This window comes from Phycisphaerales bacterium (genome assembly GCA_020852515.1).
Classification (GTDB): domain Bacteria; phylum Planctomycetota; class Phycisphaerae; order Phycisphaerales; family UBA5793; genus UBA5793.
Genome location: JADZAS010000029.1, coordinates 1 through 26,479, shown reverse-complemented (window position 1 = coordinate 26,479; position 26,479 = coordinate 1). Strand labels below are relative to the sequence as shown.

The following is a 26,479-nucleotide window of genomic DNA, read 5'->3' as shown; positions in this document are numbered from 1 at the left end:
GGGATTCGACCTCGGCGCTGTTGATCTCGGCGTGAGCCGCGACGGAACTCATCGAAGCCGCAGAGCTGCCGCGGCGGACAACCACCACCAGGCTGATCGCAGTTACGCAGAGAATCGCCAACAGCAGCACCTACGACCGCGTGGAACTGGCCTACAACCGCCAGGGCCAGCCGACCTGGATCAAGGACCAACGCGGTGTGATCAGGGAGTTCGAGTACGATGGTCTGGGCCGATTCCTGGCCGACAAGGCGACGACGATCCCCTCCGGAGTCGATGACGCGATCCAGCGTATCGAACGCTCCTACGGCAGCATGGACGCTCGATGCGCTGGGCAACTGGACCACGTACAAGTTTGACGGCAACGGCGATGAAGACTTCGTCGATGCCGACGACTTCAACGACTCGCGCAGTCATGCCTCACCGGGCGGCCTCGCCAATGAGATCACCGAGCGGGATCCCTATCCCGCCAACTCCGGCAGCGGGCCGGCCGAGCCCGCGTACGACCTGGCCGGCAACATGACGGATGACGACTACCTTCGTGTCTATACCTACGACGCGTGGAATCGTGTCGTCAAGGTCCAGAACCAGGATGTCACGCCGGTGACGGTCGGCGAGTATGGCTACGACGGCCTCAATCGTCGCATCCCCCGCACTATCGGTTCCGACGCCCCCATCTACGAGTACTACACCGAGTCCTGGCAGCGCATCGAGAGCCGTCCGAACGGTGAATCATCGACGCAGGGCGTGAGCGTCTTCGTCTTCGGCATCCGCTACATCGACGACATCGTGATGCGCCAGCGCGACGCCAACGCCTCCGGCCCGCCCGAGGAACGCCGGTACTATCTCACTGATGCGAACTACAATGTCGTGATGCTGGTGAACGATTCAGGCTGGGGAGTCGAGCGAATCTTCTACACCGGCTACGGCGAGCCGGAAGTCTTCCCCTTTGGCGCCTCACCCTTGCCTGCCAGTGCGGTTACGTGAATGGATCACTCGTCATTCCCGAGCTTCGCAACCGCCGCCTTTGCCGCCTGCTCCATTGACTCGCTGAGCCGCGCGAGGTTGGCCCTTGCTTCGCTGACCGCCGGGGCGTGTCGAAGGCGGGCGAGTAGGGCGCAGGTTTCCACGTCGAGCACTTCCCCTCGCTCGCGGCACTGCCGCTCGACGGCCAGGGCAGTGCGAAGTTCCAGCCACTGCTCGTCGGCGCGATCGACGACGAGGAACTCGACGGGGCGGTTCCAGGACCGGTTGCCTTGGATCGCCACGAGCACTGTCTGCTCCGCGGGGCTCAGTGAGCGTACGGCCCGAGCAAAGAGTCGGTCCACAAATTCGTCGCGCTGCTTGGTGCGGGTGGCGAGGCGCTGCTCAGCAGCATCGCCATCCCGTGAGTTGCGCCGAACAGGCTCATCGCGTTCGGCCTGGGCGACCGGATGCCGGCGTCGGCGTATTGCCAGTCGATGGAGCCGATGGAGCGGTCCTCCTCGGTCAGAGCAGCGACGAGCCGGCGCACCATTCCATCCACCTGATCTGGTTCAACACCCGCGGCCGCCAGAGGCTCGGCGTCGAGCCCGAGGCGATGGAGCAGCGCTTCGAGTTCCGTGGCCGTGGGTCGCCGCTCCCTTAGCCCGTTGCACCTCCAGTAGCGGGTCGATGGAGAGCAGCACACCTGCGAGCAGGCCCACTGAGAGAACGAAGATCGCGTAGACTCGGCTTGGTCGTGATTTTTGCGATGACGAGGGCTGCGGCTTCATTCTCGTGACCTCGTACACGACGACGAGGAGATGGCTCAACGGAGGCGGTCAGCGGTCCAATCACTCGGTCAACCTTGCGGGTCGCTTCCCGATCTGGTAACATGTCACCGAGTATGGCAGGATACCCGCTAAGGAACCTCCCGCTACTGACCCGGCTTACCGCGACTGCGGCAGCGGCAGCGGCCGTACTGGCCGGCGGTGGCATTCGCCCGCAGTGTCTTGCATCGGAGGTTCGGCAGGAGACGGAACCACCTCGCACGCAGCTCCAGGGCGAGGTCGAACTAGCGCGGCTCGTTGATCTCTGTTCCCAGCGCCTCGATCTGACGGTTGAGTACGACGCCTCCGTCATCAAGGGCAAGGTGACGCTGCGGCTCACGGAATCGCTCACGGATGCAGAACTCTGGGAGCTGACCAATCGAGTGCTCGGCCTGCGCGGCTTCACGACGGTGCGCCTGCGCGGCGTCGATGGCCGGGAGATGCTCAGTGTCGTGCGCCTCGCCGATGCAGCGGGACTGGCGGAACTAGCGGAGATCGATGCCGCTGCCACCGCACCGTCGGGCTTCACCGCTGTGGTCGTTCCCGTCGAACATCAGCCCGTCAAGGAAATCAGCGAGACGATGAAAGCCGTCCTGTCGCGGACGGGCAGCACAGTGTCGCCGCTTGGCAACAGCAACCTGCTGCTCATCGCCGACCTGAGGCCCCGAGTCGAGCAGGCGCTGGAACTGCTCAAGTCGATCGACGTGCCAGGCGCTGCCTCTGTGGTCGAGCGTGTCGAGCTGGTTCACCTGCCTGCGACGCGCCTGGCCGCGATGTTGACCTCGATTACCGCCGCGCGTGACCTGGTCGAGGGCCGCACGACCCAAGGCCGTGTGGTGGCTGAACCGGGCGATCGCGCTGTCGTGCTCATCGCGCCGCTGGACGAGGCTGATCAGTGGCGCTCGCTCATCGAGCGGTTCGATCAGATTCCGCCCGTGGAAACGCGGACGTACAGCCCGCGGTATTTCGGGCTCGACGAAGTGGCGACGCTTGTCGAGCAGGTGGTTCGGCCGAGCAGCACACCGGGCGACCAGTGGCGCCTGGTGCGAGATGAACTCACGGGCTCGATCATTCTGACCGCCACGGCGCTTCAACACGAGGAGGTCCAATCGCTCATCGATCGGCTCAACGCGCTGCCCGCCGAGGCCCGTCGTCCGCTGCGGACCTTCCAGGTGCGCAATCGGCCGGTCGGTGAAGTCATCGAAGTGCTCGAGCGCCTGCTCGCCAGCGGCGTGCTCGCTGAAGCCGCGGACGCTCCGCCAATGCCGGGTGTCCAGCCAACCGAGCCTTCTTCATCGGATCAGACACCTCCAGTGCGCCTCGTGCCCGGTTCACCGCAGGCAGAATCCACATCACCTCCGGCCGGTGGAACCGCGCCGCCGGCACAGCCGAGCCGGTCAGCTGGTCGCGCCGTATCCGGCGAAGAGCGCCCTGCGCTGACGCTCACTGCCGACGAAACCACCAGTACGATCATCGCCATGGGTGAGCCGCGCCTGCTCGACCAGGTGCGGCGGCTCATCGATGAGCTGGATGTGCGCCAGCCACAGGTCATGGTCGAGATCCTCATGGTGAGTCTGACGGAGAGCCAGACGCTCGATCTTGGCGTCGAACTTGAGAAGATCGAGGTGAGTGGGGATGTGCGGATCACCCTCTCGTCTCTCTTTGGATTGAGCACCATCACCGATGGCGTGCGAAGCGTGGGAAATGCTCGTGGCGGGAGCGCCCTAGTCCTCAGTCCTGGCGACTTCAGCGTGGTCGTGCGGGCGCTGGAAACGATCAACGAGGGCCGGTCGCTCAATGTGCCGCGCGTGCTGGTGAACAACAACCAGGAGGCGTCGCTCAACTCGGTCCTCCAGCAGCCCTTCGTGAGCATCAACGCCTTCGACACCATCGCGACGACTTCCTTCGGAGGAACCCAAGACGCGGGCACGGTGGTGACGGTCAAGCCCCAGATCGCCGAGGGCGACCACATGATCATGGAGTACTCCGTGACGCTGAGTTCCTTCGTCGGCGAGTCAGCCGACCCGTCCTTGCCTCCGCCGCGCCAGGAGAACCGGCTTCAGAGTGTGGCCACCATCCCCGACGGCTACGTGGTGGCGCTAGGCGGCATCGAGGTGACGAATCAATCAAAGGGCGTCTCGCAGGTGCCCGGGCTGGGGAGCATCCCGATTGTCGGCGAACTCTTCAAGAACCGCTCGCGCACCGAGAGTCGCTCGCGATTCTACATCTTCATTCGGCCCTCGGTGCTCCGCCGGCTGGACTTTGAGGATCTGCGCTACCTGAGCGAGGCGCCGATGCAAGCTGGCGGCATCGACGATGGCTGGCCGGTGGTCGAGCCGCGTGTGATTCATTGAGGATCGAGGAAGCATGCCGGTTGCGCCCACTGTGGATGCTGAATTCATCGAGCGCATCGAGCGCGACTTCGCGCGGCGGCACCTCATCCTGGGGACTGGGCGCCAGGATGATGAACTCGAACTCCTCGTGAGTGAATCGACGAGTCGTTTCGCGATCCACAATGTCGGGACATTCCTTCAGATGCGAGTCCGGCCGACAATCGGAGAGGCTGAACAGATCGCTCGCCTCATCGACGAGGCGTATGCCCAGCACCGCAAGGCGGGCGGCTGGAACGGCTCTGCCGCCGGCGTCGATCGAAATGGCCAATCTGACGAGAGCTCAACGGCCGTCGCCCGCTGGCTCGAGCAGGCGGATCGCGATCTGCTCAGCACGCAGGGCAAGGGGCCGGTGATCCAGCTGGTGGATGCGCTGCTCTTCGAGGCGCTGGGCAAGGGCGCCAGCGACGTTCACATTCAACCGCTGTCGGATCGGACCGTGGTGCGCTACCGCGTGGACGGTGTCCTCCACGATGTCCATCAATTGACCGCCGGGATGACCTCGGGCGTGGTCAGCCGCATCAAGGTGATGGGGCGCATGGACATCGCCCAGCATCGGATTCCCCAGGATGGACGCGCCACCGTGACCATCGGCGGCCGCCCGGTTGATCTGCGCCTGAGCACTGTGCCGACGAGTTACGGCGAGCGCGCAGTGGTTCGACTGCTGGACAGCGCCCAGCAGTTGTGCGATTTTGAGCGGCTGGGAATGCGCGAGGATGTGGCTCAGGCGTTCCTGGCGCGCGCGACACAGAGCAACGGCATCATCCTCGTAACGGGCCCCACCGGCAGCGGCAAGACGACGACGCTCTACTCGACACTGCGCCGCACGGCATCACCGCAACTCAACATCATGACGATCGAAGACCCCATCGAGTACGAACTCTCGACGGTCGGGCTAGCGGTGAGCCAGATGCAGGTCAACAGCAAGAAGGGCATCACCTTCCCGACGGGTCTGCGGCACATTCTGCGCCAGGATCCTGATGTCGTCATGGTCGGCGAAATCCGCGACGCCGAGACGGCGCGGGTGGCGATCCAGTCCAGTCTGACGGGGCATCTCGTCTTCTCGACATTACATACGAATGACGCCCCCAGCGCCGTGACGCGTCTGGTGGACCTCGGAGTTGAGCCGTACCTGGTGAGCGCCTCGCTGTCGGCGGTGCTCGCCCAGCGCCTGGTCCGCACCACGCACCAGCTGTGCGGCGGGGCCGGCTGTGATGAGTGCTTCGGCACGGGACTGAAGGGCCGCACGGGGTTGTTTGAACTCATGCCCCTTGATGAGCGATTGCGGCAACTGATTTCCGAAGGCGCCGCCCTCGCGTCGATCAGAGCCGCCGCACGGGAAGCGGGAATGCGGACACTGGGTGAAGAAGGACAGCGACTCGTGGATGAGGGCAAAACGATTCCGCTCGAAGTGCATCGCGTGGTGCAGATGGTCTGAATCGAACTGCAATGGAACTCTGGCGTTACACGGCGGTGCGGACTGAAGCGGGAGAGGCGCTGGCGCCGCGCCGTGGCGAACTCATGGCCGGGTCCGCTGTGGAAGTCCGGGCTTCGCTGCGCCGCATCGGCTGGCAGGTTGTCGAGCTGCGCCGCGCGCGCAAGCCGATCGCGATGCCGATTCAACTGCGACACGTTTGGAACCGCCACCTCCGCGGGCGCCGCCGGGATCAGCGCGCCGAGATCTTCGAGGGCTTATGTTCGCTGCTCGAATCCGGGCTGCCGCTGGTCGAGTGCCTGGAAGTGATGAGCGAGGAGCGGGATCGCTGGTCGGGGCGCTCGCGTCGACAGATGCTCATCGAGTGGCGCGAAGCGATGCGGAGCGGCGCCAGCCCGGCCCAGGCGATGGGCAATCACCCCTCGTGGTTCGACGGCATCGACTGCGCCATGGTCGAGTCGGGCCAGCACGGTGGAATGCTACCGAGCGTGCTCAAACACATGGCGGAGCGGGAAGCGCGAGTCGGCCAATTGGGGCACCAGCTCGTTGCAGCGTTGACGTATCCGGCGATCATCACTGTGGCCGCCGTCGGCGTTGCCGTGTTCCTGAGCGTCAAGACGCTCCCTGACCTTGCGAATCTGCTCTCGACGGCGAGAATCGAAGTGCCTGCTCTCACACGATGGGTCATGGCCGGCGGCCAGGTTGCGGCCCGATGGGGAGCCGTACTGCTTGCGATTGCCGTGATACTCGCCGCCTGTGGAGCCGTCGCCCTTCGCGCCGCAGTTCAGAGGTCGCCACGCGCCGCACGACTCGCGGCCGCCTGCACACCGCGTGTCCTCCGCACCTGGGCAGTGGCGAGGTTCAGCCAGAACCTCGCGGACCTGCTCCGGGCCGGCGTGCCCGCGGTCGAGGCGCTGCGCATACTCTCAACCACGTTACCTATCGCACTCAATCGCGTGGTGACGAACGCCGCGACAGAGATTGAGTCAGGCGGAGATCTGGCTCAAGTGCTCGACGATCCGCTCTGGTTCTCAGCGCAATTCAGGCGCCTCCTTCACAGCGGCCAGGCGGCCGGCGAACTCGAGGCGACGCTTGAGCGGATGGCGCAGCGCGATGAACGCCGCACCGAGCGGCAGATCAATCGGCTGGCGACACTGCTCGAACCGGCGGCCATTCTGGCGCTGGCCGCCCTTGTCGGCACGGTCGTGCTCGCCGCCGTGCTGCCGCTCACGCGGCTCCAGGAGGTGATACGGTGAATCAGCACTCAGTTCGATCTCGCCGCGGCATGACGCTCGTGGAGATTCTCGCGGTCGTCGTGATCCTCGGGCTCATCGCGACGACATTGCTTGTCGGGTTCTCCGGCACCTTCGGCAAGGCCAAACACGAATTGGCCAAGAGCGGCATTGGACTGCTCGTGGGCAAGGTCGAGACGTATCGCATCGAAAAGAGCGACTGGCCGAGCAACGAATTGGGCCTGGCGGTGCTCAGCGCGCCGCACGCGACTCCGACCGCCTCGTATTACGTGAATGCCGACCAACTGGCCGATCCTTGGGGCCGCCAGTACCTCTACGTGATGCCCGGGCCTGATGGACATCCTTTTGAGATTCTTTCGTACGGAGCCGATGGACAACCGGGCGGCGAGGGAGAAAGCGCGGATCTGTCATCGGCCAATCTTCGAGGGAAGGCGGACCAATGAGCCCCCGAGTCAACCCGCGATCACAGCGCGGATTCACATTGATCGAGATGCTCGCCGTGGTCGTGCTGCTGGGGCTGATTTCGTCAGTCGCGGTTGTTTCGCTCGCCGGAGCAGACGAGACAGGTGCGTTCCAGGCGGCACGGTGGGGTATTGTGAATTTCGATGCGCAGGCTCGGCTGGCCGCGCGAACCGAAGGCGATGCGGTCGTCATTCGGCTCCTGGATGGTGCGCGCCTCGCTGCCCATGTTACGCCCACCTCCGATGGAGGATGGTCGGCCTCCCTCGATCTTCCTGGTTCCACGTTCATTCGATTCTTCGAGGCCGCGAGCACCCGAGGGCGTGTACTCGACGGACTGCTGATCGACCGTACTGGTCGCAGCGCCGATGTGACAGTCCAGATCTCGAATCACTCGGGGCGGTCGAAGAGGTGGTTTATTCATGGTCTCACCGGCGAGGTTCGCAGCGACGATTTGAACGGAACAGAACCATGAATCGCTCATCCCGACGCGCCATGACACTGATTGAAGTCCTCGCCGCCACGGTGCTGCTGGCGATCTTGGGCAGCGTGTGCGCTTCGCTGCTTCGCAGTGTGCCCGTGCTGCCCACGAAATTTGATGCCAATGCGACCACCATCGACATGCTGGCGCTCGGAAGCGCCGCCGATGAACTTCTTGATGACCGCGAATTGCGCGAGCGCCTTGTCGCTGATCCGGGCGCTGCTTTCACGATGCCCTGGCCCGATGATCCGGCACGACCGCCCATCCAAATCCGTCGTGTCGAGCACGAACCTGCTGCGGAAAAGCCCGAGCACGCGTGGGTGGCGTTCTCGTGCGAACATTTCATCGTCTGGCGCTGGCTCGAACTGCCAAGGGAGAGCCCGACCCCGTGAAGCGCCGCGGCATGACCATTCTGGAATTGCTCCTCGCCCTGGCGTTGCTCGGAACCCTGTGCTCCCTGTTGACGTCCTGGCTTGTGACGGTGTCGCGGCTGTCGGCGGAGGAGGGGCCGCGGCTCGCGTGGAGATCAGCGGCGATGCGCGTTCTGGATGGAATTGGAGACGAACTGGTTTGCGGGGATTTCGAAGCCGTTGCTCACAATGGCAAGCCGAAGCCGCGCGTCGAAGTCCTGGAGCCGGCGCGCCTTCGTATCCGCACTCGAAGCACATTGACGCAGTCTCGGGACAACACGGGTTCTGGAATCCATGAGTACCGCTTCGACCGCACGGCTGAAACACTCGCAGTCGCCATCACATCGACGGCGCGATCCACATCACCGGTGGACCGGCAATTGCTCGGCGGCGTCGCCGATTGGCGAGTCCAACTGGATGAGCCCCAGCACATCCTCACCTTGACGATCGTCTCGCGCTACGGCGACTCGTTGAGCAGGAGGTTCACATGGCCCTGAACTCCTTCACAACGAGTTGTCCGCGCCGTCGCGGCGTGGCGCTCCTGCTCGTGCTCGCAATGCTCGTCTTGATCGTCCCAGTGGCGGTGGGGTTCACGCAGCGCGCTCTTCTCGCCAGTGTGGAGGAGCGGGTTTCGGAGCAGGGGCGGGTTGCCGATTCGATCCGGGCGCAACTGGAGGCGGGCCCGCTTCAGAAGTGGCTCTCGACGGAATCAAGCAAAGTCGTACTGGACCTTGAAGCAACGAGCCCTCGATTTGATGTGCTTAATGAGCGCTGGCAACTCGGCGATTCCATCTACGAAGTCCGCATCACGGGATGGGATCAGTGCGGCATGGCGCCACTGGGGTCGATCAAAGCAGGCTCGCCTCTACGGGCCGCGATCCCCAGTGGCATCCTAGAACGGGTGAATGCGGCCGACGCTCCTCAAGCGGAGCCGGTCGGCTTGGATCAATTCGCGCTTGATTTGTCCGAACTGGATCGCTCCGCGCTGCGAAGCGCGTTTCCGGCGCCGGATGAGGATGATGTGCTTTCGGTCGGTGCGTGGATCGCGACACACCCTGTCGGCGAAAATGGCTCGATCAATGTGAACGCGGCCCCATTGCCGCTCGTCGAGACGGCGCTGGCGGCAGCGGGTCGAGGTGGGATCGAGGTCATCGTGGCGGCTCGCAGCGAAGGGCGGCTCGCTCCACTGCCGCGGGCGCTTGAGAATGACAACTCGAGTGTCTCTGCCCCGCGTCTCGTAGGCTCCAGTTCCGCCTGGGGCGTGCGGATTGACGTACGAGTCGGTTCCGTGCGGCGATCGTGGTGGGTGGTCTATCGTCAATCCTCCGGCAGATGGGAGTGCGTGCAGCGCCTTGTCATCCCCGACTGATCCAATCCGGTCTTGGCGTCGCAGGCGCGCGGTGGCGGGATCCGCCGGCGTTACGGTCGCTCTCATCGCGCTGACATGGGCGATTGTTCCAGTTCGCACGCCGACTGCTTTGTTTCGCGACTGGACCACTCCACAGACTGTTCCAGTCGAGACCGCTGGTGGAAACCCCGCCAAACCGCCGTTCGACGCGTCTGTGTTTCAAGTTCGACTGTGGAATGCACCGGTGGAGCCAGAGTCGGCGACAGCGGGCAAGGACGAGCCGCCTGCTCCGCCGCCGAATCTTGAACTGATTGCGATCATCACCGAGTCGCAGCGACTCGTCGCCGCGCTCTACGAGGTGGGCGCTGACCAACTCCACATGGTCTCGACGGGTGATCACATCGGCCGGTTGGAAATCGGAAACGTGGACGCGCGCGGTGTGGATTTGCGCGATGGTTCACGCACGTTCCGCTTGGCGCTGACGCCAGCACCTGCCGAGCCGGGGACTCGGCTCACACTCGGCGAGCACGACGGGAGTCAGCCATGAGTGCTCCGGCGAAAGTGCGACGACGCGTCGTCTGGCCGGCGCATCGCTTCTACTGGGCCGTCCTCGACGCATCGGTCGTGCCCGGTGGATTGCTGCATCGCCGCCCCAGCGACGAGGCGCTCGGGTTTCTCTTCGAGGCAGAGCTGCCAGTCCCGATAGACCGCATCCACGCTGTGTACGTGCCGGTGAAGGGCAATCGGTTCATCGTGTGCGGTATCGAACATGATCGGATATTGGAGAGCGCGGAACTCCGTGATGCGCTGACGCTCAGCCCGGAGGCCTTTCCGTCCGATCTCGGCACTGATCTCGAGGTGGACGTTGGATCAATCAACTTTCTGACCGGTCGCCATGAGCCGGCGCCTGTGAAGCGGGAGCGCCGGCGGCTGCTTCTCGAATCGGCGGCGGCGCTCGCGCTCATCACGGTCGCCGTTGCGTTTGGGGCGGAGCGCCGCATCGGCGCGTGGCATCGCGCCACTGGGGAAATGGTGTCCGCGCGTGAAGTCGTGTTCGACGATCTCTATCCGCCGCAGAGCACCGCGCCCTCAAGCCAGTCGCCGACGTTGCGCCTCGTAGCCGAGCTTCGCCAGCTCGAGCGCACCAGAGGCAGCGCCGTGCAGTCGATCGGCTCTGACGATCCGCAGTCCGCGCACATGCTTGCTCGCTTGTTCGAGCAGTGGCCAGCGCAGCAGCCGATCATGACCGAGTCGCTCAGCGTGACGCCCGAGTCGGTCACATTGGTCGGCCTGCTGCCCACGGCGCCGGCGGCGCAGGTTTTCGTCTCAGCATTCGATCTGCCGGACCAGTGGGAAGCGCGGCAGCCCCAGATCAGCGCGGTGACCAACGGTGTGCGATTGACGTGGAAATTGGTTCCCCGACTGATTCCACAGGAAGTGGCGGACGGGGGCGGTTCATGACAGGCTTGCGCCCATCCTTGATCATGGCTCTTTTCGTCGCAGCCGCGCTGTGCGTGATCGCAGTGCAACTGCATCGAGTCAAAGCGGCTCGGCTGGAGCACGGGTCGGCCGCCGGCGCTCTGGATCAACTGCATCGCGACGCGGAGCGGGTCTTCGAGCTTCGGGCGAAACGAGATCTCGTCGCCTGGCGTGAGCGACCTACGACAGACGTTTTGGCGCTGGTGAACGCGGCGCTCATCGATGCCGGGATACCCGCCGACCGACTCCAGGGAATCGGCGAGGGCGTGGATACCGCGGTCGCGAGCGCTCAGGGCAGCGAGCCGGCGCTGAGGCGGCAGTCTCTGGCCATCAGCCTTGAACGACTCACACCCGCCGAGATCGGCCGGTTCCTCGAACGATGGGAGTCGGTCCAGGATCAGTGGTCGTCGGGCCGGCTCGAACTGACCCATCGACGCGATCAGAACGATTCGGAGCTGTACGATCTGCGGCTCCACATCAGTGCGGTGTACCTGGCGCGCACGTAGCGGAGACGGAAGTGAGCGGCACATGAAGAAGAAACTTCAAGCGATACTCAGTTCCGCATTGGCTCTGGCGATTGCTTTGACTCCGATTGGATGCACCGGCAGCCGCTCCGTCGGCCCGTACAGCGCACCGAAAGAAGTGGCGCGCAATCCGCTTGAGGCTCAGCGGCTGACTCGACAGGCGGCGGAACTGATGGAGAGCGACTCGGCGCGCGCGGAGAAGCTGCTGCGCGAGGCGCTGACGCTCGACCTCTACCACGGACCAGCCCACAACAACCTGGGCGTGCTCCACCTCAATCGCGGCGAACTCTACGAGGCGGCGAATGAGTTCGAATGGGCCCGGAAACTCATGCCGGGCCACCCGGACCCGCGACTGAACCTGGCACTCGCACTCGAGCGGGCCGGCCGAGTGGACGAGGCGCTCGCGGCGTGCGACTCGGCGTTAGAGGTCTACCCCGGCCACATCGCGACAACCGAGGCATTGGCGCGGCTTCAACTGCGATATCGACGCACCGATGACCGGACCCGCGGATTCCTTGAGGAGATCGCCATGCGCGGCGAGACCGAGCAGTGGAGGGAGTGGGCGAGATCAAAGCTGGCTCTGGAGGACGACTAAGTTCGCCGCATTGGTGAGTTCTCCGAGGTTCCAAGTGCTATCGCGGTCCGGCGGCTCCGCTAGACCGCGCTATCGCACCGAGTTGAAGTGATTCGATCGCTGTCCAAAGTTACTTGAGCCGGCGCCGACTCCCTCGGTTTGAGTGAGCCCCGGTACTTCCGCCCCGAACAAAGCGGGACGGGTTCCTTGCGTAGTTGGCTCTGCACTCGCGGCTGCGTCGGATGCTCTGCGGTCGCCGACTTGCAGCCGGCGGCTCAAGGGCGTATCCTGCCTGGATGCCTGAGCACCGAAGCGTCCAGTCGATCTCGTTCTCTGGCCACGAGAGCTTTCCCCTCCGATTTGCTTGGCCGACGAAGGCGGTCCGACGCTGCACCCTTGACCCGACCATTTTCAACCGATCGGACGCGGTGGTGCGGCTTGGCGTCGGGAAGAACATGGTTCGCTCGATACGGCATTGGGCTTCTCGGGCAGGTTTGATTGAGACCATAGGCGACGATCGTCGAGGCGGCTCCTACCGCCCCTCGGCGTTGGGCACGCTCGTATTCGGCGAGCACGGCGCAGACCCCTATCTGGAGGACCCCGGGACGTCATGGCTTCTGCATTGGCAGTTGTGCGCTGATCCGACACGCTCCCCAACGACATGGTTCTACCTGTTCAACGAACATCGAGAGCCGTCGTTCAGCGTCGAGGAGTTAGTCAATGCCCTCTGGAAGGCGGGCGCGGAAGCCGGAGTCAAGAAGCTGAGTCGCAATACGATTGAGCGCGACGTGAAGTGCCTCGTCCGCGCATACACACCCGCTGATCCGGATCGCAAGCTCTCGCAGGAAGACACATACGATTCGCCGCTGGCTGACCTTGGTCTGCTCCACAAGGAGCCGAGGTCGGACAGGATCATGCTCGATCGCAGCGTCCGGCCAACGCTTCCCATCGGCATTGTCGCCTTCGCCGTCGCATCGTTCTGGTCCGGTGACGCCGACACGCTTTCGTTCGAACAGATCGCCTACGCCCCGGGGAGCCCCGGACAGGTATTCAAGCTTTCGGAGAACGCTCTGGTCGAACACCTCGAGTCGATACACGAGGTCACCGCGGGCGCTTGCATGTTCGACAGCACGGCCGGACTGCGTCAGCTGCTGCGTCGGCAGGCGCTGAAGCCGCTGACGATTCTCAAGAACCACTACGCCCACGAAATGGAGACCATTCGTGCCGCGTAACTTGACTGCAACTTCGAAGGCGCCTTTCGGTCGGCTCCCCTCCCTCCATGTGGTCCGGGACCGCGGGAACGGCGAGGTACTGGATCACTATGTGGTCACGCCCAATGCGGTTCGCGCGCTCTCGCGAGTGGCGGATGCCCTTTCGGCGAGCGCCGGCGGCGCGTGGACGCTGACGGGCCCGTTCGGGACCGGAAAGTCGGCCTTCTGCGTTTTCCTTTCGCATCTCCTCGCTTCGAGCAAAGACCCGCTGACGGCTGACTTCATCCGGCGCCTTCGCCAGTCGGACAGGCGGCTCGCAGAGCGTCTCTTTCCGAACGATCGTCATCGGACCAGACTTCAGCCCGTCACGATTTCGGGGGCAAGCGAATCGCTTCAGAGAACCGTCCTTCGCGCGCTGGCAGATGGGAATCTCGCATCTGCTGCGCTTCCGCAACGGATATCGCGACAACTCCGCGGACTTCACCGGCGTGCGGAATCAGGCGAGCGCGTCTCCAGCTCAGAGGTTGCAGAACTTCTCCAAGAGATTGTCAGCGCTGTTGGTGCGGCGCGAAGCGGTCCGCGCGGCCTGCTGCTCATCATCGATGAACTTGGAAAGCTGCTGGAGTATGCGGCGGGGAATCCTCAGCGATCGGACGTATTCCTGCTTCAACAGATTGCAGAACTCGCTGCGCGAAGCGAGGGCCGGCTGCTTCTCATCGGAGTCCTCCACCAGGATTTTCGTGGCTATGCGGCTGGACTGCCGCCTAGCGACCGGGCGGAGTGGGAGAAGATCCGGGGACGGTTCGACGACATCGTCTTCGACGAACCGCCGAGCCAGCTTCTTCGCTTTGTCGCCCTCGCTTGGGCGCGCATGCGCGAGGCCGAAGGGATTCGGCAGCATCCTGAGGTGGCCAAGCACCTCAAGGCTCGGGCTGCCCGCCTTTGGGAGCACGAGCTTGCCCCACCCGGTCTCGACCTGATCGATGGTCTCAAGCTGTTGGAACTCGCCGCCCCGTTACATCCGCTGACGGCGACGCTGATCGGGCCGCTCTTTCGCCGTGTCGGTCAGAACGAGCGATCGGCCTTTAGTTTCCTGGTGTCCGACGACCCCAGCGCCCTGCGGGCGTTCTCGCGCGCCACGAACAACGCTGCCCATCGCCTGTACGACGTCGTCGATCTGTACGGCTATCTCACCAATGCAATCGGCAACGGGTTGCTTCACACCGCAGATGCCAAGCGCTGGGCTGAAGCCTTTGAGGCAGAAGCCAGACACCCGAGGCTCTCGCCGCACGCCGTGCTGACGCTGAGGGCGGTCGCCCTGCTCAACATCGCGTCGCGATGGTACCCGCTGCGCCCAACAAGGGAGACCCTCGTCTACGCGCTCGATGAAAGGCTATCTTCCGAAGATCTCGATCGCGCCTTGAGGGATCTGCAGCGGCAGTCGATCGTTGTTCACCGCAGATACAACGACAGCTATACGCTCTGGGAAGGCAGCGATGTTGATGTTGATGCCCGGCTCGAGGAGGGCCGGAGCCGACTCGGGAAGACGGCAACAGTCGCAACGCTTCTGGGCCGCCACCACCGGGCGCGCCCGCTGCTCGCCAGACGACACGCGTTCGAGCGCGGCACACTCAGGTTTTTCGGCGTGGAATTCGCCCACGCCGACGAGCTCGGTTCCCTAGCGCCAGAACCAGGCGATCACGACGGTCGTATTGTGGTCGTTTTGCCATCGCGAGGTTCGGAACGGACCCTCGACGACACGGACTGTGCCCGGTTCGACGCACGAACGCTTTTTCTGCTTCTTCCGCCGCAGGATCGACTCTTCGAGTTTGCCTTGGAGCTCGGCGCCATTGACTGGGTTCGCGCGAATACGCGGGAGCTTGAGAATGATGCGACGGCTCGACGTGAACTGAACGCTCGTCGGATCGAAGTGGAGCGGTCGCTCGACGGCCTCGTCTACCAGTTGCTTGTCCGAGGAAGTCACACTGACGGCCGATGGCTTATTGGTGGAAAGACGATCCACATTCGATCGAGCCGACAACTGAGCGAGCGGCTTTCCGAGATCTGTGACGGGGTCTTCAACGAGGCGCCGCGGATCGACAACGAGATGGTCAATCGTCGAGAGCTCTCAAGCGCCGCCGCCGCGGCGCGCGGCGCACTGGTCAAACGCATGATTGAGTGCTGGACACTGCCCGACCTTGGTATTGATGGCGATCCACCGGAACGAAGCATCTACCGCTCGATCCTCAGCGTGGAAGGCGGTCTCAGCTTGCATCGCAAGGGTCGCAACGGTGAGCTTGCGTTTCGCCGGCCCCCGTCTAGCTCCAGCGCATTGCCCGTGTACCAGGCGATTGAGCGTTTCGTCGAGGGATCCGCCGACTCCGGGACGACTCTGGCAGATCTTTTTGAGATGCTTCGTCGCCCCCCCTATGGGCTCCGCGACGGTGTCATTCCCATCTTCCTGTGCGCTGTGCTGATCGCCCGGGAGTCGGACGTTGCGCTGTACGAAGATGGAGCATTCTGCCCGTCCATCAGCGCGGCCGTCTTCGAGCGGCTGATCAAGGCGCCTGCGCGGTTCACTGTTCGTCGCTGGGAGGTGACCGGGGTACGAGGTCAGGTATTCAGGGAATTGGAGCGGATTGTCGGGGATCCGTCGTCGGCCGCCTCGCCCGGCAAGGCCCATATTCTGAGCGTCGTGCGCCCCATGCTTCGGTTCATGGGCTCGCTTCCCGAATACACGAGTCGTACCGGCAACATCTCCACGACCACCACCGCCGTCCGCGCAGCCTTCGGGGAAGCGACGGAACCTGATGCGCTTCTCTTCACCGATCTCCCGCGAGCGTGTGGCCTTGATCCGTTTGTCGCCGCCCAGCGCGGCAGAGCCGGGGATATCCGAACCTACCGCGACAGGCTTGAACATGCGTTTGCCGAGCTGCGATTGGTCTATCCGTCCCTGGTTGCATCCACCTTCTCTGCCATCGGCGATGCGTTTGGCGTATCAGACGGCAGCAAAGCCGTAATCCATCTCCAAGAGCGCGCTGGTCTGCTGGCCCAGTACGCCGTGGAGCGGGACATGAAGATGTTTATTGATCGCATCTGTGCCCCAGAAACGGATGCGGAGCAATGGACTGAGGGCGTTGCCGCTCTTGTCGCGGAGCGACCGATGCCCAAGTGGCGCGATGAAGATCAGGCCCGATTTCTAGTGCGCCTCAATCAGTTTGCCCGTCGATTCACTCTCCTCGAAGCCACTCTGGAAGGCCAACCGATGAGGACCACCGCTGCATCCTCGATCCGCGTATCCCTCACCGGGACAGCCTTCGGCCAGTTCGATCACGCCGTTCACCTAACGAAACGTACTACATCTCGGGTGGCGAAGCTCCACCGGTCCCTTGAGGAAGTCCTAGGCAAAGCGATCGACCGGAATGTTGCTGTCGCCGCCCTTTGCGAATCGCTTCGCCAGCGGATCGACCTAAACTCGCCGCCCGGGTCGCACAACGGGAAACGATCATGAGCACAACCACCGCTAGGCACATCGTCTCACTCTCCGGCGGCAAGGACAGCACCGCCCTCGCCATTTATTTGCGCGACAGGATTTCCGACGTCGAGTATGTCTTCTCGGATACGGACAAGGAGCTGCCGGAGACATACGAGTATCTTGATAAGCTTGAGGCGTATCTCGGCAAGCCAATTACGAGACTTTGTTCTGAACACGGCTTCGATCATTGGTTGCAGGTGTTCGGTGGGTACTTGCCATCGGCTCGCATGCGGTGGTGCACGAAGATGCTGAAGATTCGCCCGTTCGAGCGGCACATCGGCGACGACGAAGTGAACATGTACATCGGCATCCGCGCCGACGAGAATAGAGGCGGGTATCGACCAACCAAGCCGAACATCCATCCCGTCTATCCCTTCGTCGAGGCGGGCTACACGCTCGACGATGTTCATCGGATTCTCGATGAGAGCGGCATCGGCTTCCCTGAGTACTACTCGTGGAGAACCCGCTCGGGATGCTACTTCTGCTTCTACCAGCAGCGACACGAGTGGGTGGGTCTCAAGGAGAATCATCCGGAGCTCTTTGAGTTGGCGAAGTCCTACGAGAAGCCAAATGTGAAGGACGGCTCGGGCTACACATGGTCGGAGCGTGAGTCTCTCGAAGCTCTTGAGGATCCTGAACGACAAGCCGAAATCAAACGGAAACTGCACAAGCGAGAGGATGCATTGCGCTCCGTTGACTCCAAGAAGCTGCTGCACATACTCGGTCAAGATGATGACGAAGAGATCGAAACATTGCCATGCTCATTCTGCCACATCTGACTGGCGCTCACCTACGATGAAACTGTACATTGCATCTCATTCGCAGATACGGGCACGCGAACTCAAATCGCTCCTTGAGAACCGCGGCTATGTCATTGTCGCACGATGGATCACCTGTGATTCAAAATTCGGTCATGGTGCACAGGCCTACACAGACGATGAGCGGCGAGACCTCACGGTCATGGATGAGGAGGACGTGCGTGCGGCCGACGCGCTCGTGCTAATCGCCGAAGAACCGGGTCACTACGTTCCTGGAGGTAAGCATGTCGAAACGGGCATTGCGATAGCTCTTGGTCGTCCGGTGGTTGTCGTCGGGCAACGCGAGAATATCTTCCATTGGCACCCCCTCGTCACGCAGGTTTCCTCCTTCGAGGGCGTCGTGAGTACCCTGGAGCGCTTTCGGAGCGCGGGCCCTGTTCAAGATGAAAGAGGAAGGGCCACGTTCAGCACACGAGGTTGATGAAGGCGTGGATTGCCCCGGTGCCAAAGGCGAGGGCCGCGCCGCCCTCTACGACAAACCGTACCCAAAGCTTGACCTTCGAGAGCGAATAGGAAATATTCTGCCAGGCTGTGGCGGTACTGCGCATGTCTGGCTCGATTCGCGCTAGTCCCAACTGCTCCGTCGTTGGTCCCGAACGGGTCACCCTCGTTGCTCCATCAGGGAAAATGACCTCGCGCTCAAGACTCTCAAGCACCATGTTCGCGCGCTCAACAAAAACGAGCATCCGGTGATCCAGCATCATGAATGTGATAGCGCATGCCACTCCAAAGAGGCACACCGCAAGAGCGATGGCGAATTCACCATCCTTCGCCGCGAGGACATAGGCATTTGCCAGGATTCCGACGAGGATAACAAAGTAGTTGATGTACTGCATCCGCTTCTGTGCAGCAGAATCGAAGTACTTCCACGCATAGTCGAGCCGCATGGCCGTGAATTGTAGACTCGCCGGTTGGTCCTGATTCATTGAAGTGTGCGCTCCCTAGGTTCGTAGCCGAACTCCATTGCTCGCCGTCCAACGTGGGTGACAATCGCCATTCGAGGATCGTACTGGGTCAGTCGCCAAGCGCCTCCACGAGCGAACTCATGTTGAATCGCATGAGGAAGTCGGCGTAACAGCTCTGGAACAGGTCTTTCAGGTAGTCCTCGATTCCGATCTCCTCCGGTTCTCCATCGCTCCGACCGCGCTGTACCTGGTATCCCCGGGACTTCATGATCATGTAGAGGAACAATGTGTGGAAATAGACGGAAGCGATGTATCGACGCTGAGCGACATCAATCTGCTCGGGTGACGGCGAGGTTCCCAGGCCCGTCCGGAAATCCATCCAAACCGAACTGTCCATGTTGATTAAGATGGTCTTCAGCGTGTCACCCTCCGCAACGGGATGCATCACCGTCCCGAAGTCGATGTCGGCGCCCATCTCGTTGGCCTGTTCCCATGACAGCCATCCGGGCTGAGTCGGCTCCCGCACCAGCAATTTGTAATCTGGCAGGCCGAGGGATTTCGCCTCATCCTGCGACTTCCGCTGCTTCTTCGGCGGCCGCTCCGGATTGCGGATCTTCACCCAAAACGCTTCCTCGAGGTTTCCACCCGGACTCGTCAGCGTCGCCCTCACCTTGACCGACTCACCGACTTGCGCCTGTTCGGTGGGCGACATGTGCATCTTGATCGTTCCGTCGTTCGGACTGGATTTGCGAACGTTCAGCACCGTCGACAACGCGCGGCCCTTGCCCTGGCCCGTCCCGCCCTCGGATTCGTTCTCCGACTGATTGAGCAACGCGATCTGCAGCTCGCCGGGTTCATGTACGCGATCGAAGTACATGTTCTCCACGTCGGTGGAGAAGCGGATCGTTCGTTCAGTACCTTTGGGAATGTTGATCGCCGGCGTCTCTCCGTTATGTCTCGCCTGAAGTCGGAAAAAGGTCGGGAACCGCTTGGGCTCGAATCTGTCGTTCTGTTCCTGCGTCTGCCTCTTCGGCTTGCGCGGCTTCTCGTCGTCCCTCATAGCCCGCGGATCGGTGCGGTCTAGCTTGAAGACCTGGTCGAGCAGGCGCGTCATCGCCGAATCGAGCGGCAGATTCTCGGCAAACGAGCGGACGAGGTCGTCAGCTTGGGAGCTGTCGAGGTCCAGCAGTTCCTTCCGCCGCTTGTTGATGTCGGCCAGTTTGCTGTTCCTGAGCATCATGCCTAACCGATCGCGGAGCTGCTGCAGTTCGCCTCCGCTCTTCAGTCTGTCGCGCGAAGCCATTGTCAGTTCGTTGCGGAACTCAGGCACAAGGTCGGTGCAATCTACATGGATTAGCAGGTAGTTCTTGAGCAGGTTCATCTTCAGAGTGCGCGTGATGAACTCCGACGTGAAGTGTCCGTGAACCTGGCCGTTCACGGAGAACAACACAGACATGTTGTTCTTGAAAAACTCCCGCGCAACACTCTCCCTCGTCTCTTTCGCGCTCTTCCCGGCGACCCGAGCGCGAAACGCATAGCAGGTCACCCTGAGCTTGCCGATGTCATCAATTGACTCGATGGAGAAGTAGTCCTCGACATAGGCGCTGTCTTCCTGCTCGACGCGTCGCTTCAAGCCGTACAGGTGTCTGTCGAGTTGCGCATGGGGATAGCGCGTCTCACGTTCGATTGTGTAAATCGGCAGCGCCGGCTCGAACAGATACTCGTTGATGCTCTGGTTGAGGTCGCGAGCGATGTCGGAGATGCCGGTCGGCAGCTGGTACGAATACAGCTTGATCACTGTTCCCGTCGTAAAGGAGCGCTTGTGCAGCCCGAGGTCAATCTCGTCGATCGCAAAGGCCGGAATGGCGCCGTCAACGACCAGGTATTCATACCACGTGCTCTTGAACCTCTCCCCTTCCTCGTCGGTCAGGGGATGCTTGCGGATGAGCGTGAAGCCAAAGGGGCCGGTCCCATCGTAGCGACGCGACCCGATGAGTTGATAGCGTTTGCGACCGCAGAAGGCGATGGCGCCGCTTCCGCCCATGTTGTATTTTCCTTGGACGAAGTGGATGTCGTTCTTGTTGCCGCGCAGCAAGGAGAGAAAGGTACGCTCGAAGTCATTCGGGTGTTGACCTTCGCCGTCATCGTAGATCACCAGCGACGTATCACGTCTGGGGCCGTCGGCGAGAATCTGGATTCGCTGGGCCTGCTGGCGGCGCTCGTTCCCGGCGTAGTCCCAAAGCCCATGCTCGGGAAAGAAACGCTTGACGGCCTCCTGCATGCTGCGGGGCGCGGGCAGGGACTTGGGATCGATCCCTTCTTCCTGACATCGTCGCATCAAGATCGCGTCGATGGAGTTGGTCAGCTTTTCGATCAGCGATGCGATCGGAGATGATTGCTGATTCTCAACCACGCCGAAATTGTTGTCGATCCCACCCAGCGGCCGCCAGTTGGCTGGATCGGCGAATAGCACAGGGTGCTTCTCGATGACGGCGGCGACTGCGGACTCGGAATCCGCGGAGTAAAGGTCTCTGAAAAGGGCTGCGAGCGTGCGTTCGTCGACGGTCATGGCTGTCTCCCGTTTGTACCAAGGCCTGCCTTGGAAGGAGCGTGATGGTCAGAACGTATTAGAGGAGAACCAATGTGCATGCCTCATCGCGGTCACTCGAAAAGAAGCCGGCGCAGGTTGGCTGATGCGAACCGACGCAACTCCTCCATCATCTCGATCTTGCCATCTTCGTCGTAACCGATGTTGTACTCGGCGTGAGCGAGCGCCCACAGGAGGTAATCGACGGCCTCGACTAGGTCGGGATCCTCGTCCTTGTAGCTCTTGTAGATCTTGTCGTGGAATGGATGCCCCATATTAATGCGAACGCAGACCTGGCCGTTCTTGTCGAGCACGGGTTGCCAGAGCAGACCATCGGGCAATTCGGGCACCTCGATAATGCGGATCTTGTCCCTGTGCTCTGCGGACAGTCGCGGGATCTTCTTCGATGCCTTGGCGGCCTTATCCTTCGGTGACAGTTTCTCCTTTCGCCCCGTGGAAAGGAGTGAGTCCTTCGAGTTGATTTGGCTGTTGGCGGCCTTGTGCGGAGTCGGCTCCGACTGACCCGGCTCGACCCTCTTCGCGCTCTTCCACAGGTCGCGGGATTGATGCAGCGCGGGCCGCAGCAAGTCCTCCAGCTTGGTTCGAACGGCATCAGCCAGCACGATCCGGCGCTTGGCTACGTCGGAGCTGAAGAATTCATCCGCATCCGGGCTGAAATCGATCGACGCGCGAAACGCGAGGAGCTTCGTCTCCGGCGTGAATAGGCCAAGCGTCTCAGCCCGACGGATAAGGCGGTTCGCCCTGTAAACGTAGACGCCGATGTTCTTCTGCTTGATGTCGTATCGTTCCTTCGTTTGCCTGCGGTCAAGTTGTGACGGAGGGTGTGGGAGCTGATTCGCTCGGACGCTGATGACGACCTTGTGTCCGGTCGCGTCCACGAAGTCCAGCTTCTTGGGTTCAAGGAGCGCTGTGACTGCCGGATCACCAACGAAGAGCGGATCGAACGCCTCCACCTCCTTGCCGTTCACCAAGAAGTGGACCGGATCATTCGCGGTCATGAAGCGGTGATAGGTTTCGGCAACTGCGTAACGCACTCGGTTCAGCGTGGCGGCCAAGCCCTTGGCGCTGTCGGGGTATATGCCGTCGACACGGATGAGTGTGCCAACTCCACCCGTGCGAGCCTCGAACGTTTCGGCTTCCTCGGTGGTCGGCTGTAGGAAGCGAACGACATAATCGTCACGTGCTGCAATGATCTCGAGATCCAACTCCGCTTTGAGCAGGGAGTGCCCGTCCGCCCGCGTCAAGACAGTCAGGCGCCGCCCTTGTGACAGCGCTGCGGCCTTCATCCCCAGACCGTATTTCGACAAACTATCGGGCGGATACTCAACCAGCGAGCCGAGCCGAAGTGCCTCCTCCAAGCGCAGCTCGTCCATGCCGGAGCCATCGTCCGCGATCTCGATCTGTTCGAACGACTTCTGCCCACTTAGCACGACACCGACGATCGTCGCATGATTCTGGACCGAATTGTCAACCAAATCGAGAATGGCGTCTTCGGGGCTGTGCCCGATGCGCCGAACAGCTTCAAGCACTCGGGGAATGCTCGGCCTGATCGTGACTTCACGCGTTTGGGATTCCGAACGCCTCCCGCTCTTGTTGTCGGAGGGCGAGGACGCAGCGGTAGTGGCCATCGTAAATACTCCCTGTTTGTACCGAAGCGCTGCTTCGGAGGGATCGATTGCCGGCTGGGCGATTCAGCGGCAGCAAGATAGCGGCACCACAGTGGTACCGAAGCTTTCCAAGTTGTATGGGGGAGGAATCCTCGGAGAATTGCTCCCGCCAAGATGTACCGGGCATGTAGCCCGGATGACGGAATCTCCGAAGCATAGGAGATGACAGCCGGCCTGTCTACCCCACGAGCCGTGCAGCCTCGCTGGTGACCACCATCACATAGCTCGCTGGAACGGCATGAGGACAGAGGGATGGATGTTCAACACGATGAACGGAACTAGCCACTCGGTCGATTTGGCACGCGGCAACAACCGACCGAGCCCGAGCTCCGTTTTCCAGACGTCCGCGAAACGGAGGGCCGCCTGGGGGTTCCCAGCGGATGACGCGCAGTCGAACGGGAATGCACTTCCTAGTCGTGCTGGATGTATAAGCGCTTGCGGGTGATGACCCTGTAGACGGCGGCTGGCGGACTCGGTGTGGCCGGACCTGACTGGAATCCAATAGAGGTTGACAGTGCCGAACGGAATGCTAACCTTGGGGCGGGGGGGAACCGAATTCTCTGGCCTTTGCTCTCGGCAGGAGGAGAAATGGAAGCGACAACAGCAGCAGGCGTCGAGCCGCCCTCGCCACCGGCCGCGCCCCCGTCCAACCGCATCCGCTCGATCGAGATCATCGGTGGCTATCTCGGTGGCGAGAGGCTGGAACTCTCAACGGGCCTCAACTGTCTGATCGGGGCAAGAGGCACGGGAAAGACAACCGCGATCGAGTTCGTCCGCTTCGCTCTCGACGCGTTACCTGATCCGCAGTCCGACCCCGCTGACCGCAAACGCATCGAGTCGCTCATCCAGCAGAATCTCAATGGCGGCCGCGTGGAGTTGGAGATCGAGACCAGGGACGGGTTGTCCTACCGAATCAGTCGTGCCGCCGGCGAGAAGCCGCTTATTCTCACCGCCGATGGATTACCGACAGACATCCAGCTCAGGGCCGGCGGACTTTTCAAGGCCGACGTGTACAGCCAGAACGAAGTGGAGCGCATCGCCGATCAGTCCCTCTCGCAGTTGGAACTCATCGATGACTTCGCCCCGCATGAGATCCGCCAGGTTTCCGGGGACATCGCCCACGTCGAACAATCGCTCGCGGCCAACGCTGGCTCCATTCACCCGATTCGCCAGCAGATTGAATCGCTCACAGGAGAGTTGGGCTCCCTGCCGGAGATCGGTGAGAAACTCAGGGGCTACGCGGAAGGCGCCGGGGGCGCTGACGAACCGGTGAACAAGGCGCACACCCTCAAGGCGCTTCGCGACCGCGAGACGCGGGCGCTCGAGGGCACGGCGCAGGCACTGGATGAGTATCGCAGCCAAATCGAAGGAATGGCTGGCCGTCTGGTTTCGCGGACCCGTGCCCTGTTTCCAAACGACCTGATCACGGGACCCAATGGCAAGCACATCGAGCGCGTCCAACAGGAGATCACGGGCGCTGGCGCCGAGATCGACATCCTTCTCGACGAAGCGATGCGCCGACTTGATCGCGCCCGCGGGGCGTTCGAGGATAGCGGCCGCGATCTCGCAGCAGCGCACAACCGACAGGAGATCGAGTTCCGAAAGGTCATTGAGCGGCACCAGGCGGCACAGACACAGGCCGCCGAGCGCAGCAGGTTGGAGCGGCTCCGCAATGCGCTACTGGCCAAGCAGCGTCAGCGAGATGAACTGACGGAGCGACTTGCAGCGCTGCTCAGCGAGCGTGAGGCGCTGACCCGGCAGCTCTCCGATCTCCGCGATCGACGCTTTCAGATCCGGCAGTCGATCGTTGATCGGATCAATGAGGCGCTGGCGCCCTCGATTCGGGTGAGCATTCTCCAGTCGGGCAACCCTCAGCCGTACTTCGATCGCCTCGTCGAGCTGCTGCGCGGCGTGCGAATTCGGCACAATGTCGTAGCACAACGGCTCGTGAACGCATTCTGGCCGGCTGATCTCGTCTCTGTGATCCAGGCGCGCGACACCCGGCGGCTCATCGACGAAGCGGAGCTGAACGCCGAGCAGGCGGACCGCGTGATTGCCTCGCTGGTCGATTCGCCGGCGCTGCTGGAACTGGAGGCTGTCGAACTCATCGATCAGCCCCGGGTGGAACTCAGAGATGGCGGTTCCTACAAGGATTCCACGGCGTTGTCCACGGGCCAGAAGTGCACCACGATCCTGCCCATCCTGCTGCTCGACAGCGACAATCCGCTTCTCGTCGATCAGCCCGAAGACAACCTCGACAATCGATTCATTTACGAGTGCGTCGTCGAGAAGGTCCGCGACATCAAGTCGCGTCGTCAACTGGTTTTCGTCACGCACAATCCGAACATACCCGTGCTCGCGGATGCTGAGAGGATCTTCGTGTTTGAGTCGGACGGCGCCCGAGCCTGCATTGAGAAGTGCGGCAGCGTCGATGACTGCAAGGAGGAAATCGTGACGTTGCTGGAAGGGGGCGAGGAGGCGTTCAAGGAGCGCCGGCGTCGCTACGACTACTGAATCATGAGTCCCTCTACCTCAATCTCCGATCCTACGGTCGCACTGTCGATGCTTCAGGTGAACCCGGAGGCGCTGGACTGGCCAAAGCGCCTGGAACTGGCGAGGTCGCTTTTCGATCGCGTTCGTTCGGAAAGCCCCGATTCGCGGGTCGAACCACTGGCGGAGATTCTCGCCGGCGACCCTAAGCCGGAAGTCCGGCAGGCCGTGGCGAGATTGCTCCATCTCTTCGAAGACGGCACGCTGGCGCGGCTGGCATTACTGCTTGAGGACGACCCCAACGCATTTGTTCGCAAGGCCGCGGAGCGAAGCCTGGCGCGACGTCGCCGCGGTCAGCGTGACGCCGAGCGAGCGCGACGAAAATTCCAGCAGGTGCAGAGCGAATACGACGCGATCACCCGCGTGCACGGCGCGATGGCTGCGGAGCGGGCCCAGGCGATGGCGGAACGCTTCGCCGATATTGTCGTGGGGACCACGGCCCACAACCTCGGAGGCGTCATCACATCACTCAAATTGAAGAGCGAAGCCCTGATTCGGGAAGTGCAGGCCGCAGAGCCCGATCTGCTCAGAGTGAATTCCACGGCCCACGGGATCGCCGAGCGGATCGCGTTCCTCGAACGCCTGGTGAGGGACATGAGTGAGTATTCCAGGCCACTCTCGAATGAGCGGCGCCGCGAGCGCCTGTCGGGAATCGTCGAGGAAGCCCATCGCCTGGCCATCGATGCCAGACGCGTGGACCGGGAGGCGCTCGCGTCGGTCGCATGCTCAATCACGGTGCCGGAGGCGATCACCGTCGAGGTGGTGCGCTACCAGATCCTGATGGCGCTGACGAACCTCCTCAAGAATGCCTACGAGTCGCTGGCGGATCGAGTCGGATCAGCGCAAACGCGACAGATCACGGTCATCGCCGTGGCGCGGGACGACGAAATCGTCATCAAGGTTGCCGACACAGGCGCTGGGCTCGATGCGCGGGATCTCGCCGATCTGCGTGAGTTCGTGCCGGGCCGCACGAGCAGAAAGAACCGGGGAACGGGCTATGGCCTTCCCATTGCCCGCCGATACGTGGCAGCGCATGGTGGCGCGC

Annotated in this window: 25 protein-coding genes; 20 read left to right on the top strand and 5 right to left on the bottom strand. The window is 62.4% G+C overall.

Features of this window, described 5'->3' with window-relative positions; genetic code table 11:
• The first annotated feature begins 140 nt into the window (after positions 1-140).
• Entirely contained in the window at positions 141-356 is a 216-nt protein-coding gene (locus IT430_17390) for a hypothetical protein (protein MCC6909713.1), read from the top strand.
• On the top strand, positions 274-984 hold the full coding sequence (locus IT430_17385) for a hypothetical protein (protein ID MCC6909712.1): 711 nt from the start codon (positions 274-276) through the stop codon (positions 982-984). Before IT430_17390 ends, IT430_17385 begins: the two co-directional genes overlap by 83 nt.
• A gap of 5 nt (positions 985-989) precedes the next feature.
• Here the strand turns inward: IT430_17385 and IT430_17380 are convergent, their stop codons facing one another.
• Positions 990-1,265 carry a hypothetical protein gene (locus IT430_17380; GenBank protein MCC6909711.1) on the bottom strand — a complete coding sequence of 92 codons (276 nt, stop codon included), beginning with the start codon at positions 1,263-1,265 and terminating at the stop codon, positions 990-992.
• A 23-nt stretch (positions 1,266-1,288) separates the two neighbouring features.
• Positions 1,289-1,666, bottom strand: coding sequence for a hypothetical protein (locus IT430_17375; GenBank protein ID MCC6909710.1), 378 nt, complete (start codon positions 1,664-1,666; stop codon positions 1,289-1,291).
• A 186-nt stretch (positions 1,667-1,852) separates the two neighbouring features.
• Between IT430_17375 and IT430_17370 the strand changes: the two genes are divergently transcribed.
• The 16 genes from IT430_17370 (at position 1,853) to IT430_17295 (ending at position 18,125) form a co-directional block, all read left to right on the top strand.
• Entirely contained in the window at positions 1,853-4,141 is a 2,289-nt protein-coding gene (locus tag IT430_17370) for a hypothetical protein (GenBank protein MCC6909709.1), read from the top strand.
• 13 nt (positions 4,142-4,154) lie between these two features.
• Complete coding sequence (gene tadA, locus IT430_17365) at positions 4,155-5,615, top strand: Flp pilus assembly complex ATPase component TadA (GenBank protein ID MCC6909708.1); 1,461 nt, start codon at positions 4,155-4,157, stop codon at positions 5,613-5,615.
• A gap of 11 nt (positions 5,616-5,626) precedes the next feature.
• The gene (locus IT430_17360) at positions 5,627-6,868 is read left to right on the top strand and encodes a type II secretion system F family protein (GenBank protein ID MCC6909707.1); all 1,242 of its coding nucleotides are present in this window, start codon (positions 5,627-5,629) and stop codon (positions 6,866-6,868) included.
• A complete protein-coding gene (gene gspG, locus IT430_17355; protein ID MCC6909706.1) occupies positions 6,865-7,308 on the top strand; it encodes a type II secretion system major pseudopilin GspG in 444 nt (147 codons plus the stop codon). The genes IT430_17360 and gspG overlap by 4 nt, the downstream gene beginning before the upstream one ends.
• Before the next feature lie 38 nt (positions 7,309-7,346).
• Positions 7,347-7,799 carry a hypothetical protein gene (locus tag IT430_17350; GenBank protein ID MCC6909705.1) on the top strand — a complete coding sequence of 151 codons (453 nt, stop codon included), beginning with the start codon at positions 7,347-7,349 and terminating at the stop codon, positions 7,797-7,799.
• Positions 7,796-8,197: a type II secretion system protein gene (locus tag IT430_17345; protein MCC6909704.1), complete on the top strand. Its 402-nt coding sequence runs from the start codon at positions 7,796-7,798 to the stop codon at positions 8,195-8,197. The genes IT430_17350 and IT430_17345 overlap by 4 nt, the downstream gene beginning before the upstream one ends.
• An 11-nt stretch (positions 8,198-8,208) precedes the next feature.
• On the top strand, positions 8,209-8,712 hold the full coding sequence (locus IT430_17340; protein ID MCC6909703.1) for a hypothetical protein: 504 nt from the start codon (positions 8,209-8,211) through the stop codon (positions 8,710-8,712).
• Positions 8,703-9,584 carry a hypothetical protein gene (locus tag IT430_17335; protein ID MCC6909702.1) on the top strand — a complete coding sequence of 294 codons (882 nt, stop codon included), beginning with the start codon at positions 8,703-8,705 and terminating at the stop codon, positions 9,582-9,584. The genes IT430_17340 and IT430_17335 overlap by 10 nt, the downstream gene beginning before the upstream one ends.
• A gap of 193 nt (positions 9,585-9,777) precedes the next feature.
• Positions 9,778-10,110: a hypothetical protein gene (locus IT430_17330; protein ID MCC6909701.1), complete on the top strand. Its 333-nt coding sequence runs from the start codon at positions 9,778-9,780 to the stop codon at positions 10,108-10,110.
• Positions 10,107-11,024 (top strand): hypothetical protein, encoded by a 918-nt coding sequence (locus IT430_17325; protein ID MCC6909700.1) that lies wholly within the window; start codon positions 10,107-10,109, stop codon positions 11,022-11,024. The genes IT430_17330 and IT430_17325 overlap by 4 nt, the downstream gene beginning before the upstream one ends.
• Before the next feature lie 23 nt (positions 11,025-11,047).
• Positions 11,048-11,548 carry a hypothetical protein gene (locus tag IT430_17320; protein MCC6909699.1) on the top strand — a complete coding sequence of 167 codons (501 nt, stop codon included), beginning with the start codon at positions 11,048-11,050 and terminating at the stop codon, positions 11,546-11,548.
• 22 nt (positions 11,549-11,570) lie between these two features.
• Entirely contained in the window at positions 11,571-12,161 is a 591-nt protein-coding gene (locus IT430_17315) for a tetratricopeptide repeat protein (GenBank protein MCC6909698.1), read from the top strand.
• A 275-nt stretch (positions 12,162-12,436) separates the two neighbouring features.
• Positions 12,437-13,372 carry a DUF4007 family protein gene (locus IT430_17310; GenBank protein MCC6909697.1) on the top strand — a complete coding sequence of 312 codons (936 nt, stop codon included), beginning with the start codon at positions 12,437-12,439 and terminating at the stop codon, positions 13,370-13,372.
• Positions 13,373-13,463: 91 nt separating this feature from the next.
• Entirely contained in the window at positions 13,464-16,862 is a 3,399-nt protein-coding gene (locus tag IT430_17305) for a hypothetical protein (protein ID MCC6909696.1), read from the top strand.
• The gene (locus IT430_17300; GenBank protein ID MCC6909695.1) at positions 16,859-17,665 is read left to right on the top strand and encodes a phosphoadenosine phosphosulfate reductase family protein; all 807 of its coding nucleotides are present in this window, start codon (positions 16,859-16,861) and stop codon (positions 17,663-17,665) included. The genes IT430_17305 and IT430_17300 overlap by 4 nt, the downstream gene beginning before the upstream one ends.
• Positions 17,666-17,681: 16 nt before the next feature.
• On the top strand, positions 17,682-18,125 hold the full coding sequence (locus tag IT430_17295) for a hypothetical protein (GenBank protein ID MCC6909694.1): 444 nt from the start codon (positions 17,682-17,684) through the stop codon (positions 18,123-18,125).
• Here IT430_17295 and IT430_17290 read toward each other — a convergent pair.
• From IT430_17290 to IT430_17280, 3 genes are all read right to left on the bottom strand, one after another.
• Complete coding sequence (locus tag IT430_17290; protein MCC6909693.1) at positions 18,109-18,630, bottom strand: hypothetical protein; 522 nt, start codon at positions 18,628-18,630, stop codon at positions 18,109-18,111. The two genes, IT430_17295 and IT430_17290, sit on opposite strands and share 17 nt — an antisense overlap.
• Before the next feature lie 88 nt (positions 18,631-18,718).
• Entirely contained in the window at positions 18,719-21,178 is a 2,460-nt protein-coding gene (locus IT430_17285; GenBank protein MCC6909692.1) for a hypothetical protein, read from the bottom strand.
• A 92-nt stretch (positions 21,179-21,270) separates the two neighbouring features.
• Positions 21,271-22,746 (bottom strand): ATP-binding protein, encoded by a 1,476-nt coding sequence (locus tag IT430_17280; protein ID MCC6909691.1) that lies wholly within the window; start codon positions 22,744-22,746, stop codon positions 21,271-21,273.
• A gap of 726 nt (positions 22,747-23,472) precedes the next feature.
• Here IT430_17280 and IT430_17275 point away from each other — a divergent pair.
• Together IT430_17275 and IT430_17270 are read left to right on the top strand one after the other, a co-directional pair.
• Positions 23,473-25,398, top strand: a complete 1,926-nt coding sequence (locus IT430_17275; protein ID MCC6909690.1) for an AAA family ATPase — start codon at positions 23,473-23,475, stop codon at positions 25,396-25,398.
• Positions 25,399-25,401: 3 nt separating this feature from the next.
• The coding region (locus IT430_17270; protein ID MCC6909689.1) for a HAMP domain-containing histidine kinase at positions 25,402-26,479 on the top strand (1,078 nt) is incomplete at its 3' end.